Origin of the sequence: Enterobacter ludwigii (assembly GCA_023023105.1) — a bacterium.
GTDB lineage: Bacteria > Pseudomonadota > Gammaproteobacteria > Enterobacterales > Enterobacteriaceae > Enterobacter > Enterobacter adelaidei.
In genome coordinates, this window is sequence record CP083824.1 from 1,186,908 (window position 1) to 1,201,334 (window position 14,427).

At 53.9% G+C, this 14,427-nt stretch carries 14 protein-coding genes and 1 pseudogene; 7 read left to right on the forward strand and 8 right to left on the reverse strand.

Translation table 11 applies throughout. The features are described 5' to 3' along the window. Window positions 1-24 precede the first annotated feature (24 nt). Together LCD46_05545 and LCD46_05550 are read right to left on the reverse strand one after the other, a co-directional pair. A complete protein-coding gene (locus LCD46_05545; protein UOY71796.1) occupies window positions 25-444 on the reverse strand; it encodes a helix-turn-helix domain-containing protein in 420 nt (139 codons plus the stop codon). Next, window positions 441-751, reverse strand: a pseudogene (locus tag LCD46_05550) (type II toxin-antitoxin system HigB family toxin). Before LCD46_05550 ends, LCD46_05545 begins: the two are co-directional and overlap by 4 nt. Before the next feature lie 537 nt (window positions 752-1,288). On the opposite strand from LCD46_05550, the gene LCD46_05555 reads away from it, so the two are divergent. Both LCD46_05555 and LCD46_05560 read left to right on the forward strand, forming a co-directional pair. Then, complete coding sequence (locus LCD46_05555; GenBank protein UOY71797.1) at window positions 1,289-2,467, forward strand: DUF262 domain-containing protein; 1,179 nt, start codon at window positions 1,289-1,291, stop codon at window positions 2,465-2,467. A 4-nt stretch (window positions 2,468-2,471) separates the two neighbouring features. Then, window positions 2,472-3,428, forward strand: coding sequence for a hypothetical protein (locus tag LCD46_05560; GenBank protein ID UOY71798.1), 957 nt, complete (start codon window positions 2,472-2,474; stop codon window positions 3,426-3,428). A 254-nt stretch (window positions 3,429-3,682) separates the two neighbouring features. Here LCD46_05560 and LCD46_05565 read toward each other — a convergent pair whose 3' ends face one another. From LCD46_05565 to LCD46_05575, 3 genes are all read right to left on the reverse strand, one after another. Next, on the reverse strand, window positions 3,683-4,138 hold the full coding sequence (locus LCD46_05565) for a hypothetical protein (protein ID UOY71799.1): 456 nt from the start codon (window positions 4,136-4,138) through the stop codon (window positions 3,683-3,685). A 26-nt stretch (window positions 4,139-4,164) separates the two neighbouring features. Continuing rightward, entirely contained in the window at window positions 4,165-4,272 is a 108-nt protein-coding gene (locus tag LCD46_05570) for an ash family protein (protein UOY71800.1), read from the reverse strand. Between the two features lie 243 nt (window positions 4,273-4,515). Next, a complete protein-coding gene (locus tag LCD46_05575; protein UOY71801.1) occupies window positions 4,516-5,397 on the reverse strand; it encodes a LysR family transcriptional regulator in 882 nt (293 codons plus the stop codon). Window positions 5,398-5,502: 105 nt separating this feature from the next. On the opposite strand from LCD46_05575, the gene budA reads away from it, so the two are divergent. The 5 genes from budA (at window position 5,503) to LCD46_05600 (ending at window position 10,174) form a co-directional block, all read left to right on the forward strand. Further along, complete coding sequence (budA, locus tag LCD46_05580; GenBank protein ID UOY71802.1) at window positions 5,503-6,282, forward strand: acetolactate decarboxylase; 780 nt, start codon at window positions 5,503-5,505, stop codon at window positions 6,280-6,282. Between the two features lie 13 nt (window positions 6,283-6,295). Beyond that, window positions 6,296-7,975 (forward strand): acetolactate synthase AlsS, encoded by a 1,680-nt coding sequence (gene alsS / locus LCD46_05585; protein UOY71803.1) that lies wholly within the window; start codon window positions 6,296-6,298, stop codon window positions 7,973-7,975. Between the two features lie 20 nt (window positions 7,976-7,995). After that, a complete protein-coding gene (locus tag LCD46_05590) occupies window positions 7,996-8,766 on the forward strand; it encodes a (S)-acetoin forming diacetyl reductase (GenBank protein ID UOY71804.1) in 771 nt (256 codons plus the stop codon). Window positions 8,767-8,897: 131 nt separating this feature from the next. After that, window positions 8,898-9,371 carry a cold shock domain-containing protein gene (locus tag LCD46_05595; protein ID UOY71805.1) on the forward strand — a complete coding sequence of 158 codons (474 nt, stop codon included), beginning with the start codon at window positions 8,898-8,900 and terminating at the stop codon, window positions 9,369-9,371. A gap of 104 nt (window positions 9,372-9,475) precedes the next feature. Beyond that, window positions 9,476-10,174 carry a GNAT family N-acetyltransferase gene (locus LCD46_05600; protein UOY71806.1) on the forward strand — a complete coding sequence of 233 codons (699 nt, stop codon included), beginning with the start codon at window positions 9,476-9,478 and terminating at the stop codon, window positions 10,172-10,174. Between the two features lie 483 nt (window positions 10,175-10,657). On the opposite strand, the gene betA is transcribed toward LCD46_05600, so the two are convergent. Genes betA through betI form a run of 3 tightly spaced genes read right to left on the reverse strand, consistent with a single transcriptional unit; the run spans window position 10,658 to window position 14,409 of the window. Next, window positions 10,658-12,322 (reverse strand): choline dehydrogenase, encoded by a 1,665-nt coding sequence (betA, locus tag LCD46_05605; GenBank protein ID UOY71807.1) that lies wholly within the window; start codon window positions 12,320-12,322, stop codon window positions 10,658-10,660. Between the two features lie 13 nt (window positions 12,323-12,335). Beyond that, window positions 12,336-13,808, reverse strand: coding sequence for a betaine-aldehyde dehydrogenase (gene betB / locus LCD46_05610; GenBank protein UOY71808.1), 1,473 nt, complete (start codon window positions 13,806-13,808; stop codon window positions 12,336-12,338). Between the two features lie 13 nt (window positions 13,809-13,821). Then, a complete protein-coding gene (gene betI, locus LCD46_05615) occupies window positions 13,822-14,409 on the reverse strand; it encodes a transcriptional regulator BetI (GenBank protein UOY72895.1) in 588 nt (195 codons plus the stop codon). Between the last annotated feature and the right edge of the window lie 18 nt (window positions 14,410-14,427).

Genomic DNA, 14,427 nt, shown 5'->3' on the forward strand with positions numbered 1-14,427 from the left:
CTTAATATAAAAAAATTATCCTCATCAATTCCCCACAAATGCACTCACCGGCACGCCAAAACGCTTCGCCAGCGCGCGCATATGATCCAGCGTTAACGTGCGCTGTCCGTTAAGGATCCGACTCACCAGAGACTTCTTGCCTATCTCGTTCTCGAAATCGCTCTGAGTGAGATGGTACTGGTCCATAAGCGTTCGCAATAACGCAACGCCTGACGGAATGCTGGCAACACGCGCGTTGAATTCTGCAAACTCCTGAGACTCGTTTTCGTATTTATCGATCTTCGTAGTGAGCATCTCTACCAGCGGGCTATCGGGGTCATATTCAATCAGATACTCCACCAACCCCAGAGCATCCTCGTAATCTTGTCGCGACGGGCTTGAGCCCAAGAAAGGGAGCTCGCTTGTTAGATCGTTTGCCGCTTTGATGGCTGCTGCATAGTTCATTCTTTCGTTCTCCGGTAGAGGTCCGTGAGCTTGTCATACTCTGCGTGAGTGCTGATGTGTTTGATGAAGATCTTTCCACGCTCTAAATCTGCAAGAAACATCACTTTTAAATGCCCGCCACCCACATCAATGACTCACCATTTTCCCGGTATTTCATCCTGTCCCGGCTGGGGAAGCACTTTCGCACGTCGTCTGGTGATGGGTAGTGCTCTTTTTTTAGTACCCGGTAAAGCTCGTCTAGGGCAAGTGCTTGATTTGGAAATTGTCTGGTGGCCGCGTCGAAAGGCGCTCTTGATACTACGTGCATCCTTGCTCCTTGTTCCCAGACAGGAAACATTATAGGTGATGGTTGGTGGGTTGACAATGTGGAAACATTGATGGAGTGCAGTGTTCATATGCTCGTGATGAAAGCGCTCATTTAATGTGTGCGAACACTTTATGAGGTGACTGTGAAAGAAATGTCCGCTTTGTGTCAGGAGCGGACGTGGCAAAAAAACACCTTATAACAGTAAATTCAATGTTTATCAGGTTCGAACCATAGACGAAAAGGGAAGATAGCGTTATAAAGTGTGCTTCAGCTATATAGCTGTAGCTTATACAGTAAGTCGTCACAAAAATAGAGTAGATGTTGCAAAAGTGGACCCAGATAATTGTCCTTGAACCTAGCAGTAGAATGGCAAAGCTAACTACTTTTAGTTTTCGAGACGAGAGTACAGTAAAAAATTACTGTGAGGCATTAGTCTTTCCGTGCTAGACAAAGAAAGGAAGGCTAAAGTTTAAGATGAGTTATAGTTGAGTCTTGCTATTACTCTTTCTACTTAACATAGTAAACAAGGTGAATGCAATGATTGATGAATTAGATGATTTGATTATTGAAAGTAATAAAGAACAAGTCGAAAGCGCTGGTAACGATATAGACGTCGGTGAGCTTGTTGTTTATTCCAGAGACTGGACGGTTCAGACAATTCTTCATCAAATTGAGGAAGGGAACATTGATTTGAATCCCGACTTTCAACGACGAAATGTATGGGACAACGATAAAAGATCAAAGCTTATAGAGTCGTTGCTTGTGGGGTACCCGGTGCCCGAAGTAGTATTAGCTGAAGTTATAGGCGAAAAGAAAAAATACATGGTCATCGATGGGAAACAGAGACTGTTAGCTATAAATGGTTTCATCGATCCTGGTTTTAATACATGGGATGGTAATGCTAAGTTAAGAAATCTAACAATTAAAAAATCGATTGAAGGATTGAAATTTTCAGAATTTTCTAAAGACGATGCTAGATTCTTACTCAATGCTGATCTACGCTGCACTATACTTTCAGGTTTTAAGGATTACAGTGTCCTATATGATATATTTTACAGACTAAATACTGGATCTTCACCATTGTCTATGCAGGAGCTGAGGAACTCGATTTACAAGGGGGATTTTAGTAATTTCATTACAAGGCATACAGATAACGATTTGCATCTGCATAAAATAATGAAGCTTAAATCATCTGATAAAAGGTATCGGGATGTTGAGATTTTATTGAAGTTTCTAGCATTAAACCTTAACCCAGAAAAATACAATGGTTCTCTTAGGGTCTACTTAGATAACTTCACTAAATTCATGAATGATAATTTTGCATCCAAAGAAGCAGGTGTATGTAACTATCTTAACCTTTTTAATGAATCATGTGAGGTACTGGTCAACCTTTTTGATGGTGAAGAAACAAAAGTAGGTAGAAAATGGCTTCCGATTGAGGAACGATGGGAATCAAGATTTAACCGTACATTTTTTGAGGTTTTAGTTAACTATATTGCTAGTACGGTACAGAATAACAAGGTAGATGACTTAATAGGGAAAAAATACGAATTTATTGATTCTATAAAATCTCTTTTTGATAATGCTGAGTTTGTTGTGGCAATTGAGTCAACTACAACAGGTATAGAACAGCATGTAAGAAGATTTAGACTGGCTTACGAAAGATTAAATTCTTCAATGGGATTGAGTAATGAGATCCCATCAACCTTAAGGTGAAAAAATGGAGATCACCTTATTAGATGATATGTATTACACTCTGTATACCGCAAATGATGCCTTGTATGAGCGCTTTCTTAAAAAACACATGAACGGTACTGGTAGTGTTGAAGAATTTAAATTAGATACAAGAAGTTATTGCGTTCTATTACATGCGGCTCTTGAAAATTTTGTTGAGGATGTCAGCCTTTTTGTCGCTAACTATTCGTTTTTCCTGTTCAAGGAATGTGGGGAAGTCACTATACCACTGATGTTTTTATTAAATGGGACGAAAAGTTATGATGACAGATTTGTTACTAAGGGCGATGCTGATGACAGCGATGATGATAGTTATCATATAAAACAACATGTTGTTGAGTTCATTGTTGATTGTGAAATGAAGACTATCATGAAATGGAAGAATGTCATCACTTCCAATCATGGAATAAAAACAAAGCATTTAAATTCTGTTCTTCAATCTGTAGGTATTCATTGTGATGTGGAAGATGCAAACTTTTCGTCATGGAAAAATTTCTCCTCGTATAGGGGATCTTTCGCTCATTTGAGTGAGCCGTATCTGTCTGATGATTCTAGTTCCTCAGCTATAAAAGAATTATCCCCAGAGTACGCTTTTAAATATGGGAATGAGTGCGTTGATTATAGTATTACTATTATCGAAGAAGCGAAGCGAATACTTTCTGGTAAACAATATGTCAAGAGTGTTGTTGATGATTTAATTAAGGTCAGAACAGATAAAGCTAAAAAACTGGCAGATGAAAACGTTAAGAAAAAAGCTGAAAAGGAGAGGGAAGACCTTGAAAACGAAGAAAAGAAAAAGCTCAAGGAGATTAAGGATAAAGAAAAAAGAGAAAGGAATATATATTTAACAAATCAGTTGGATGTTTTACTGACGCATATAAATTCAAATCCTGATAAGTATGGTGAACTACATCTTGCGCTCTTTCCACAGAGACTAGACTAGAAAGTATCAGATAAAAGCCCTTCTTGTTAAGGGCTGTTCTCATAACGCGTTAGAATAATTCTGTATAGCTGACACCGTATGAAAGGTGATCGCTCAGGCGGTCATTGTGACCAGCCCCTGTTTATTCACACAGAATGCTGTAATCAATGTCCCCTGGTCGCTCTTAACGGACATTCAACAGACAGCATTGTACTTTGCGTAAGGCCGAAATCCTGCTTCTTACCTAGCAGAACTCCGGCCTCCCATTACCAGCCTCAGTGCGCCGTTATATAAGGCTCCTTCACAAACTCCGCCAGCAGCCAGACCATATCATGCAGTAGCCCGGTGAGTTCTTTCGCCACGCTTGTAGGCAGTGTCCCACCCATCACCGCCAGCGTTAACGCCACAGCATAATCCACTTGCAGCGTCGTCTCCTGCCAGCAGTCCGGCACGCAGGAAGTAATCTTTTCCCCCGCAATCAGCTGTTCAACCAGATACTGCGGAAGTTCATCATCGCAGCACTCACGCAGCCGCTTCAGCGCAGCCAGCAATCGCTTGCAGAGCGTGGCAAACGTCACCGCGTCATCAGTTTCCACCAATACGCTCACATACGCAGTGCAGGCGTCAGCCAGTTCAAAGAGATCCGCAGAATCGGGAAGTTGTACGTGGAGAAGGTGATAAACAGCACTTTCTTCAGTAAGCGCGTAAGAAAATCCAGGGATAGTAGCCATAAGGCATCCTCTTTATGCAAAAAATGTTAACCGCCCGATGAGTTCCTACGCTCAGAGGGGGTAGCGCTGACGGAGGTAGGAATACCGTGCATAAAGAAAAACGGCCAGCCTTTCGACTGCTCCGTCAGCGCCACCGTGATTCTAACGGGATATGCGCTGTCGCGACAAAAAATATCGCTTTATGCTAACGGGTTCCTACGCCCGGTTACGGATGTACCGCAACGCAGGCACTTTACGACCGTGAAGAAGGGATGAAAAGGGATGCCCCTGAATTACATAAGGTTGCTTGCAGGTTTGCGAGGCGGCTTCCAGAAGGGCATTGCCGGGTGGCGGCTGCGCCTTACCCGGCCTACAAAAGCCACCAACCAAACCGGCTGCTACCCCTCACTCATCATCGCCAGAAACCGCTTCACCGTTCGCGAGCGTTCAAAGCGTCGCCAGCAGAGCGCGATATCGGTGTAAAGCGCCGGTGATCTCAGTACGTGGTAGGTAACATTCGGCGGAGAAATGGCCGCCATGGATTTCGGTACCAGCGCGAAGCCGCCGCCGGCGGAAACCATGCTCAGAGAGGACGAAAGCTGTGATGACTGCAGCGCGTGCTGCACGTCGATCCCGGCCCGTTCGCAGCAGCCGTAAACCCGGTCGTACAGGCCGGGCGCGACCTCCTGCGGGAACAGCACCACTGGCGTATCCCGGAGTTGATCCAGCGCCAGATCGCCGCACGCCGCCAGCGAATGGTCGCGATGCAGTGCCACCACCATCGGCTCCCGGTCGAGGATTTTTAACTCGAATGCCTTGCTGCTCTCGCACGGCAGACGCACGAAGGCGATATCCAGCTCACCCTCCGCCAGCATCGTCGTCAGCGAAGACATATTGGCTTCCACCTGGTGAACCTGTACCGCCATGTTCTGCACTTGGTACTGACGGATCAGCGCGAAAATTTTGGGATGAAAAGCGTCGGAGCTGGTGATGCCAATCGACAGGCTGCCGTTCAGCCCGCGCGCGATGCCGCGGGCTTTCTCCAGCGCGGCGTCGCTCAGCGCCAGGATCTTGCAGGCGTCCTCATAGAAGGCTTCTCCCGCCTCGGTCAGCTCCACGCCCCGCGTCAGACGCCTGAACAGCGGCGTGCCTACTTCCTCTTCGAGCCGTTTGATCTGCTGACTCAGAGGAGGCTGTGAAATACCCAGCGCTTCGGCCGCCCTGGTGAAGTGTCGCTCGCGTGCAACCGCGACAAAATACCGCAGATAACGAAGTTCCATATCAAAAACGTCTCAAACCACCATGGATTCTATATTGGAACTCTCTGCTGAATCGGGTCAACATTTATTTAACCTTTCTAAATAAAGTTGAAGAGGACGAGCACGATGATGCATTCATCTGCCTGCGACTGTGAAGCCAGCCTGTGCGAGACCCTGCGCGGGTTCTCTGCTCAGCATCCTGACAGCGTGATCTATCAAACATCGCTAATGAGCGCCCTGCTAAGCGGCGTGTACGAGGGGGAGACCACCATCGCCGATCTGCTGGCGCACGGTGATTTTGGGCTGGGCACCTTCAACGAGCTGGACGGCGAAATGATTGCCTTCAGCAGCAAGGTGTACCAGCTGCGCGCCGACGGCAGCGCCCGGGCCGCGAAGCCAGAGCAGAAAACGCCGTTCGCGGTGATGACCTGGTTCCAGCCGCAGTACCGGATAACCTTCAATGGCCCGGTCAGCCGTCAGCAGATCCACGACGCGATCGACCAGCAAATCCCCTCCGATAACCTGTTCTGCGCGCTGCGTATCGACGGTAACTTCCGCCATGCCCATACCCGCACGGTACCACGTCAGAAGCCGCCGTACCGGGCGATGACAGACGTGCTGGACGACCAGCCAGTGTTCCGCTTCAACCAGCGGAAAGGTGTACTGGTCGGGTTCCGCACGCCACAGCATATGCAGGGTATTAACGTGGCGGGCTACCACGAACATTTCATCACCGACGACCGTCAGGGTGGGGGCCATCTGCTCGACTACCAGCTGGAGAGCGGCGTGCTGACCTTCGGTGAAATTCACAAGCTGATGATTGACCTGCCCGCCGACAGTGCGTTTTTGCAGGCCAACCTGCACCCCAGCGATCTTGATGCAGCGATCCGTTCCGTCGAAAACTAACAGGAGAACTACCGTGAACAGTGAGAAACAGTCACGTCAGTGGGCGCATGGCGCCGATATGGTTGTCGGCCAGCTGGAAGCGCAGGGCGTGAAGCAGGTGTTCGGTATTCCGGGGGCGAAAATCGACAAAGTCTTTGATTCCCTGCTGGATTCTTCCATCGAGATTATTCCGGTGCGTCACGAAGCGAATGCGGCGTTTATGGCGGCGGCGGTAGGGCGCCTGACCGGCAAAGCCGGGGTAGCGCTGGTCACCTCCGGGCCGGGTTGTTCCAACCTGATCACCGGCATTGCCACCGCCAACAGCGAAGGCGACCCGGTGGTAGCGCTAGGCGGGGCGGTCAAGCGAGCGGATAAAGCTAAGCTGGTGCACCAGAGCATGGACACGGTCGCCATGTTCAGCCCTGTCACCAAATATTCGGTGGAAGTCAGCTCTCCGGATGCGATTGCCGAAGTGGTATCGAATGCATTCCGTGCCGCCGAGCACGGCAGACCGGGGGGCGCGTTCGTCAGCCTGCCGCAGGATATTGTCGACCAGCCCGCGACGGGCGCAATTTTACCCGCCAGCGGCGCGGCACGAATGGGCCCGGCACCGGAGTCAGCGGTTAACGACGTGGCAAAGCTAATTGAAAAAGCCAAAAACCCGGTCATCCTGCTTGGCCTGATGGCCAGCCAGCCCGCTAACAGTGACGCACTACGTAAGCTGCTGGAGAAAAGTCGCATTCCGGTCACCAGCACCTATCAGGCTGCCGGGGCGGTTAACCAGGAGCACTTCACCCGCTTTGCCGGACGCGTCGGTCTGTTCAATAACCAGGCGGGCGACAGGCTGCTCCATCTGGCGGATCTGATCATCTGCATCGGCTACAGCCCGGTGGAGTACGAGCCGTCTATGTGGAACAGCGGCGACGCCACGCTGGTGCACATTGATGTGCTGCCTGCCTATGAAGAACGTAACTATGTGCCGGATCTTGAGCTGGTGGGAGACATCGCCGAAACGCTCAATCTGCTCTCCAGCCGGATCGATCATAAGCTGGAGCTGAGTCCACGCGCCTCTGAAATCCTGGTCGATCGTCAGCATCAGCGCGATCTGCTCGATCGTCGTGGCGCATCGCTTAACCAGTTTGCCCTGCATCCGCTGCGCATCGTGCGTGCCATGCAGGACATCGTAAACAGCGACGTAACGCTCACCGTCGACATGGGCAGCTTCCACATCTGGATCGCCCGTTATCTCTACAGCTTCCGGGCGCGTCAGGTGATGATCTCCAACGGTCAACAGACCATGGGCGTCGCGCTGCCGTGGGCCATTGGCGCATGGCTGGTGAACCCGGGGCGCAAAGTGGTTTCGGTCTCCGGTGACGGCGGTTTCCTGCAGTCGAGCATGGAGCTGGAAACCGCGGTGCGCCTCAACGCCAACGTGCTGCACATCATCTGGGTGGATAACGGCTACAACATGGTCGCCATTCAGGAAGAGAAAAAATACCAGCGTCTTTCCGGCGTGGAGTTTGGCCCGGTCGATTTCAAAGTGTATGCCGACGCCTTTGGTGCGAAAGGTTTTGCCGTGGAGAGCGCCGATGCGCTTGAACCGACGCTGCGTGCAGCAATGGATGTCGATGGCCCCGCCGTGGTGGCCATTCCCGTTGACTATAGCGATAACCCGCTGCTGATGGGCCAGCTCCATCTCAGCCAGATTTTGTGACTCAATATAAGGACAGAGAAATGCAAAAAGTTGCTCTCGTAACAGGCTCAGGCCAGGGGATTGGTAAAGCGATTGCGCTGCGCCTGGTGAAAGATGGCTTTGCCGTCGCCATTGCGGATTACAACGAGGAAACGGCGAAAGCGGTTGCCGATGAAATTACCCGTAACGGCGGTCGTGCTGTCGCCGTGAAGGTGGATGTTTCGAACCGCGATCAGGTGTTTGCGGCGGTGGAGAAAGCGCGTACCGCACTGGGCGGTTTCAATGTGATCGTGAATAACGCCGGGATCGCGCCTTCCACGCCAATCGAGTCGATTACACCGGAGATTGTCGACAAGGTTTACAACATTAACGTGAAAGGGGTGATCTGGGGCATCCAGGCCGCGATCGATGCTTTCCGTAAAGAGGGGCACGGTGGCAAGATCATCAACGCCTGCTCTCAGGCGGGCCATACCGGCAACCCGGAACTGGCGGTGTACAGTTCCAGCAAGTTCGCGGTGCGCGGCTTAACCCAGACGGCAGCACGGGATCTCGCGCCGCTGGGGATCACCGTTAATGCCTATTGTCCGGGGATCGTTAAAACGCCAATGTGGGCGGAGATCGACCGTCAGGTGTCCGAGGCGGCGGGTAAACCGCTCGGCTACGGGACTGAAACCTTTGCCAAACGCATTACGCTTGGCCGTTTGTCTGAACCAGAAGACGTCGCTGCCTGCGTTTCATACCTCGCCGGGCCAGATTCCGACTATATGACCGGCCAGTCGCTCTTAATTGATGGTGGGATGGTGTTTAACTAAATACTAATAAGCTCTGACATGAGTTTTCCCCTGCACCCGTGCAGGGGCTTTTTTTTGTCTCCTCCGCCATTGTGCATTACACTGCGCGCTGCAAAACTTTAGTCATTACGATCTGACAGGCGGTAACAGCGATGAACGGTACAATCACAACGTGGTTTAAAGATAAAGGCTTTGGATTTATCAAAGATGAAAACGGCGACAACCGCTATTTTCATGTGATTAAGGTCGCGAACCCTGATCTGATTAAGAAAGATGCGGCGGTGACCTTCGAGCCAACCACCAACAACAAAGGCCTTTCCGCCTATGCGGTGAAGGTGATCCCGGAAAGTAAACACCTCTATATTGCCGGCGAGCGCGTGAAGCTCACCTCGATCAAATCCTTCGTGGTGTTTAACGAAGAAGAACCGGTTGATACTAAAATCGACAAAGAGAACGCGGTGCTGTCGGTGGGGCTGCTGATGAACAGCATTAAGCCGAAGTCCGAGAAAAAGCCGGGCGAAATGCGCACGGTGAAGAAGCTGGCGATCACCACCTTCCAGAACACGACGCTGATCTTCACCGAAGATGAGATCGACATCGACGCTACGGTTAAGCTGCTGAAGTAATTTTGTGCCGGGTGGTTCTGCGCTACCCGGCCTGCTAATCCTCTCTTTTCGTCCACTTTTTAACCTGCTATAACAAACTCCTTACCTTTCAGGGAGTCACCGCCGTGCCCGAAATCAACCAACATGGTCAAACCGTTAACGATATCGTCCCGGACTGGAAAGGCGCGCGCGTATTAACCCGCACGCCGCTGTTCGGCCAGTACTGCCGTCTTGAGCCGCTGGATGTCGATCGCCATGCAGCCGATCTCTATGAAGCCTACGCGCTGGGAGATGACAGCGACTGGACATGGCTTGCCAGCACGCAGCCTGAAAGCGTGGAAGCCACCGCACACTGGGTGCTGGGAAAGGTGCTGGATGACGAGCTAGTACCGTTTGCCGTCATTGATTTACGCACTGAGCGAGCGGTGGGGCTGGTGAGCTATATGGCTAACGAGCGGCTGCTGGGGTCGGTCGAAATCGGTCACGTGACCTGGTCGCGCAAAATGAAAGGTACGCGCATCGGCACGGAAGCGGTGTGGCTGCTGCTGAAAAATGCGTTTGAGCACCGCTACCGGCGGCTGGAGTGGAAGTGCGATTCCATGAACGTGGCGTCGCGCAGGGCGGCGGAGCGGCTGGGTTTTGTCTGGGAAGGACGCCTGCGCCAGAAGCTGGTGCGCAAAGGGCGCAACCGCGACAGCGATATGCTTTCTATTATTGACGGCGAATGGCCGCAGAGAGACGCGGAGCTGCGCGCCTGGCTGGCGGCGGAGAATTTTGACGGGGAAGGGCGGCAGATTAAGCGGCTTGAGGCGTTTCGGAAGTAATTTTCCCTCTCCCGTATGGGGTGAGGGATCCCCAGTAATTTTTTAACCAAAAGCGAAGAATATTGCTTCAGGAAAATTAATGGCTTACAGCGATGCCCTGGTCCGGCTGTAAATCGCTGAGGTGTTTCCTGCAGGCCGGGGCGAGGCGCAGGGATGCGCCGAGAGGGCGGGCTTTACATGGATGTTTCCTCCGCCCGTCCCCGACAAGCCGGAAGGAATAAGCCGAAGGTACCGCGAAGCGGCGATTTACCGCCGGGAGCCCGGGTCGCCAGGGCGGCGGCGATTGAGCCGCCATGGCACGTTCACAGGTGCTGTCCTTACAGAGTAGCAAAGTACATAAAGTGAACGGAATAACCTCCGCTGCCGTATGTTCCCCCTCACCCCGCCCTCTCCCTCAAGGGAGAGGGGGTCGTCCGTGCTGGTATTATTTTGTGGGGATCCCTCAGCCCGTATGGGAGAGGGTTAGAGTGAGGGGAAATATTCTCAGCGGCGAACCGGCGCCTCGTTCGCCACATAATACGCCGCCGTGCTCTTCGCCAGCGGCTCGCGACCGCGAATGGCATCGGCAACCTTCTCGCCAATCATAATGGTGGTGGCGTTCAGGTTGCCGGTGATGATCTGCGGCATAATCGACGCATCTATCACGCGTAACCCTTCCAGGCCGTGAACGCGGCCTTCACCGTCGACCACCGCCATCTCGTCATAGCCCATCTTGCAGGTGCCGCACGGATGGAAGGCAGTTTCGGCGTGGTTGCGCACGAACTCGTCCAGCTGTTCATCGGTCTGGCATTCGATACCCGGGCTGATTTCGCGGCCACGGTATTTGTCCAGCGCCGGCTGGTGCATGATCTCGCGGGTGATGCGGATCGCGTCGCGGAACTCCTGCCAGTCCTGCTCGTGGGACATATAGTTGAACAGGATCGCCGGATGCTGGTGCGGATCGCGCGATTTGATGCGCACGTGCCCACGGCTCGGTGAGCGCATGGAGCCAACGTGGCACTGGAAGCCGTGCTCTTTTACTGCGTTCGAACCGTTGTAGTTAATCGCCACCGGCAGGAAGTGGTACTGAATGTTCGGCCACTCAAACTCTTCGCGGCTGCGGATAAACCCGCCCGCCTCGAAGTGGTTGCTCGCGCCCACGCCGGTGCCGTTAAACAGCCACTCGGCACCAATCTTCGGCTGGTTCCACCACTGCAGGGCAGGGTAGAGGGAAACGGGCTCTTTGCATTCATACTGCAGGTACATCTCCAGGTGATCCTGCAGGTTTTCACCCACGCCGGGTAAATCATGCACCAGCGGGATATCGAACTGTTTCAGCAGCTCCGCGTTGCCCACGCCGGAGCGCTGGAGGATCTGCGGAGAAGCAATGGCTCCGGCGCACAGCAGCACTTCCCTGTTAGCGGTGGCTTTCGACGGGATGGTGCTTTCGCCCTCCAGCCATTCGACGCCCACCGCTCGCTTGCCCTCAAAGAGGATGCGATCGGTCATGGCGTGGGTGCGGATGGTCAGGTTCGGACGCGGTTTTGCCTGATCCAGATAACCACGCGCGGTGCTGGCGCGTCGGCCCTGCGGCGTCACCGTGCGGTCCATCGGGCCGAAGCCTTCCTGCTGATAGCCGTTGAGATCGTCCGTGCGCGGGTAGCCCGCCTGCACGCCCGCTTCCACCATCGCCTCAAACAGCGGGTTCACGCCAGGTTTGGAAGTGGTGACGCTGACAGGACCGTCGCCGCCGTGATAGTCGTTCGGCCCTACGTCGCGGGTTTCTGCTTTACGGTAGTAGGGCAGGCAGTTGAGGTAGCTCCAGTGCTCAAGGCCCGGCTCTTTAGCCCAGTTGTCCAGATCCATCGCGTTACCGCGGATGTAGCACATACCGTTGATCAGCGACGAGCCGCCCAGCCCTTTGCCGCGCCCGCACTCCATGCGGCGGTTGTTCATGAAGGGTTCTGGCTCGGTTTCGTACGCCCAGTTGTAGCGCTTGCCCTGCAGCGGAAACGCCAGCGCGGCGGGCATCTGGGTGCGGAAGTCAAAGCGGTAATCCGGCCCGCCCGCCTCAAGCAGCAGCACGGTGGTGTTTGGATCTTCGGTCAGTCGCGTTGCCAGTACGTTGCCGGCAGAGCCGGCCCCGATAATGATGTAGTCAAATTGCAAATAAACCTCCCGGTTAAAATATGGACTGGAATTTACCCATCTCAACCTGGATGGACTTCACCTGGGTGTAGCTCTGCAGCGTCATCACGCCGTTCTCACGGCCAATGCCGGAGTGTTTGTAGCCGCCGACCGGCATCTCTGCGGCGGATTCACCCCAGGTGTTGATCCAGCAGATGCCCGCTTCGAGCTGATGAATGGCGCCGTGCGCGCGGTTCAGGTCGGCCGTGACGATGCCTGCCGCCAGCCCGTAGTCGGTATCGTTGGCGCGGCGGATCGCTTCTTCTTCGCTTTCATAGGTGAGGATGGACATCACCGGGCCGAAGATCTCTTCGCGCACGATGGTCATCTCGTCGGTGCAGTTGGTGAACACGGTCGGGGCAACCCACGCGCCGTTATCGAAGCCTTCACCCTTCAGCACGTCGCCGCCGCACAGCACGCGCGCGCCTTCCTCTTTGCCTTTGGCGATGTAGCGCAGCACGCTGTCGCGGTGCGGAAAGCTGACCATCGGGCCAAAGTTGGTGCGTTCATCGAACAGATCGCCCGCGCGGATACGGCCCACGCGTTCAACGATTTTCTGCTCAAACGCGGCTTTAAACTTCGCAGGCACGAACACGCGGGTGCCGTTGGTACATACCTGGCCGGAGCTGAAGAAGTTGGCCATCATGGCGATGTCTGCCGCGAGATCGAGATCCGCGTCGTCAAAAATAATCAGCGGGGATTTGCCGCCCAGCTCCATCGTCACCTCTTTCAGGGACGAGGCCGCCGAGTTGGCCATCACTTTTTTGCCGCTGGCGACGCCCCCGGTAAAGGAGACTTTCGCGATGCCCGGATGCTCGGTCAGGTACTGACCGGTCTCCGCACCCACGCCCGGCAGGACGTTAAACACACCGTCCGGCAGGCCCGCTTCGGTGTAGATCTCGGCAAGCTTGAGCGCGGTAAGCGGCGTCACTTCGCTCGGCTTGAAGATCATCGCATTGCCTGCCGCCAGCGCCGGAGCAGATTTCCACAGGGCGATCTGGATCGGGTAGTTCCACGCGCCGATGCCCGCCACCACGCCCAGAGGTTCGCGACGGGTGTAGACGAACGAACTGTCACGCAGGGGGATCTGGCTGCCTTCCAGCGCCGGGATCAGCCCCGCGTAGTACTCCAGCACGTCCGCGCCGGTGACGATGTCGACGGTTGAGGTTTCGGAATACGCTTTACCGGTGTCGAGGGTTTCCAGCTTCGCCAGTTCGTCATTACGTTCGCGGAGGATGTCGACAGCTCGGCGCAGAATGCGCGAGCGCGCCATTGCGGTCATCGCTGCCCAGATTTTTTGCCCGCGTTTTGCGCTTTCCACGGCGCGGTCGACATCTTCACGCCCGGCCGCCTGAACGCTTGCCAGGACTTCACCGTTGGCCGGGTTGATGGTCTCGAAGGTGCGACCGCTGGTGGCGGATGTATAACCACCATTGATATAAAGCTGCTGTTCTGCCATTCGGGACATAAATTCTCCTCGGTTATTCGGTCGGTAAATGCTGGCTGATAAAGTGGCTGGTGAGCGATTGCGCCAGGGTCTTATCCAGAGGCTTGCCGCTCAGCGCGGCGCGCAGCCACAGCCCGTCGATCAGCGCCGCCAGGCCATAGCCCGCCTCCTGGGCCTGCTCGCGCGGCAGTTCGCGGCGGAACTCGTACACCAGGTTCGAAAGCAGACGGCGGCTACTCACCTGCTGCAGGCGGTAGAGCATCGGCTGATGCATGCTGCTCGCCCAAAAGGCCAGCCAGGCCTTCATTGCTGCGCTGCTGGTCTGTGTTTCATCAAAATTGCCGCCGACAATGGCCTGCAGGCGCTGCTCCGCGCTGCCGTCCGGCAGAGCGCGTAAACGGCTTAAAACCGCGTCGCGAAGCTGGCCGGTGATGTCGCGCATGGTCGCTTCCAGCAGACCATTTTTATCTTTGAAATAGTGACTGATGATCCCCGTGGACACGCCCGCCCGACGGGCGATCTGCGCGATGGTCGCGTCATGCATTCCCACTTCATTTATTGCTTCCAGCGTGGCGTCGATAAGCTGCCTGCGCCGGATCGGCTGCATCCCCACTTTGGGCATTTTTGCCACTCCATTCAT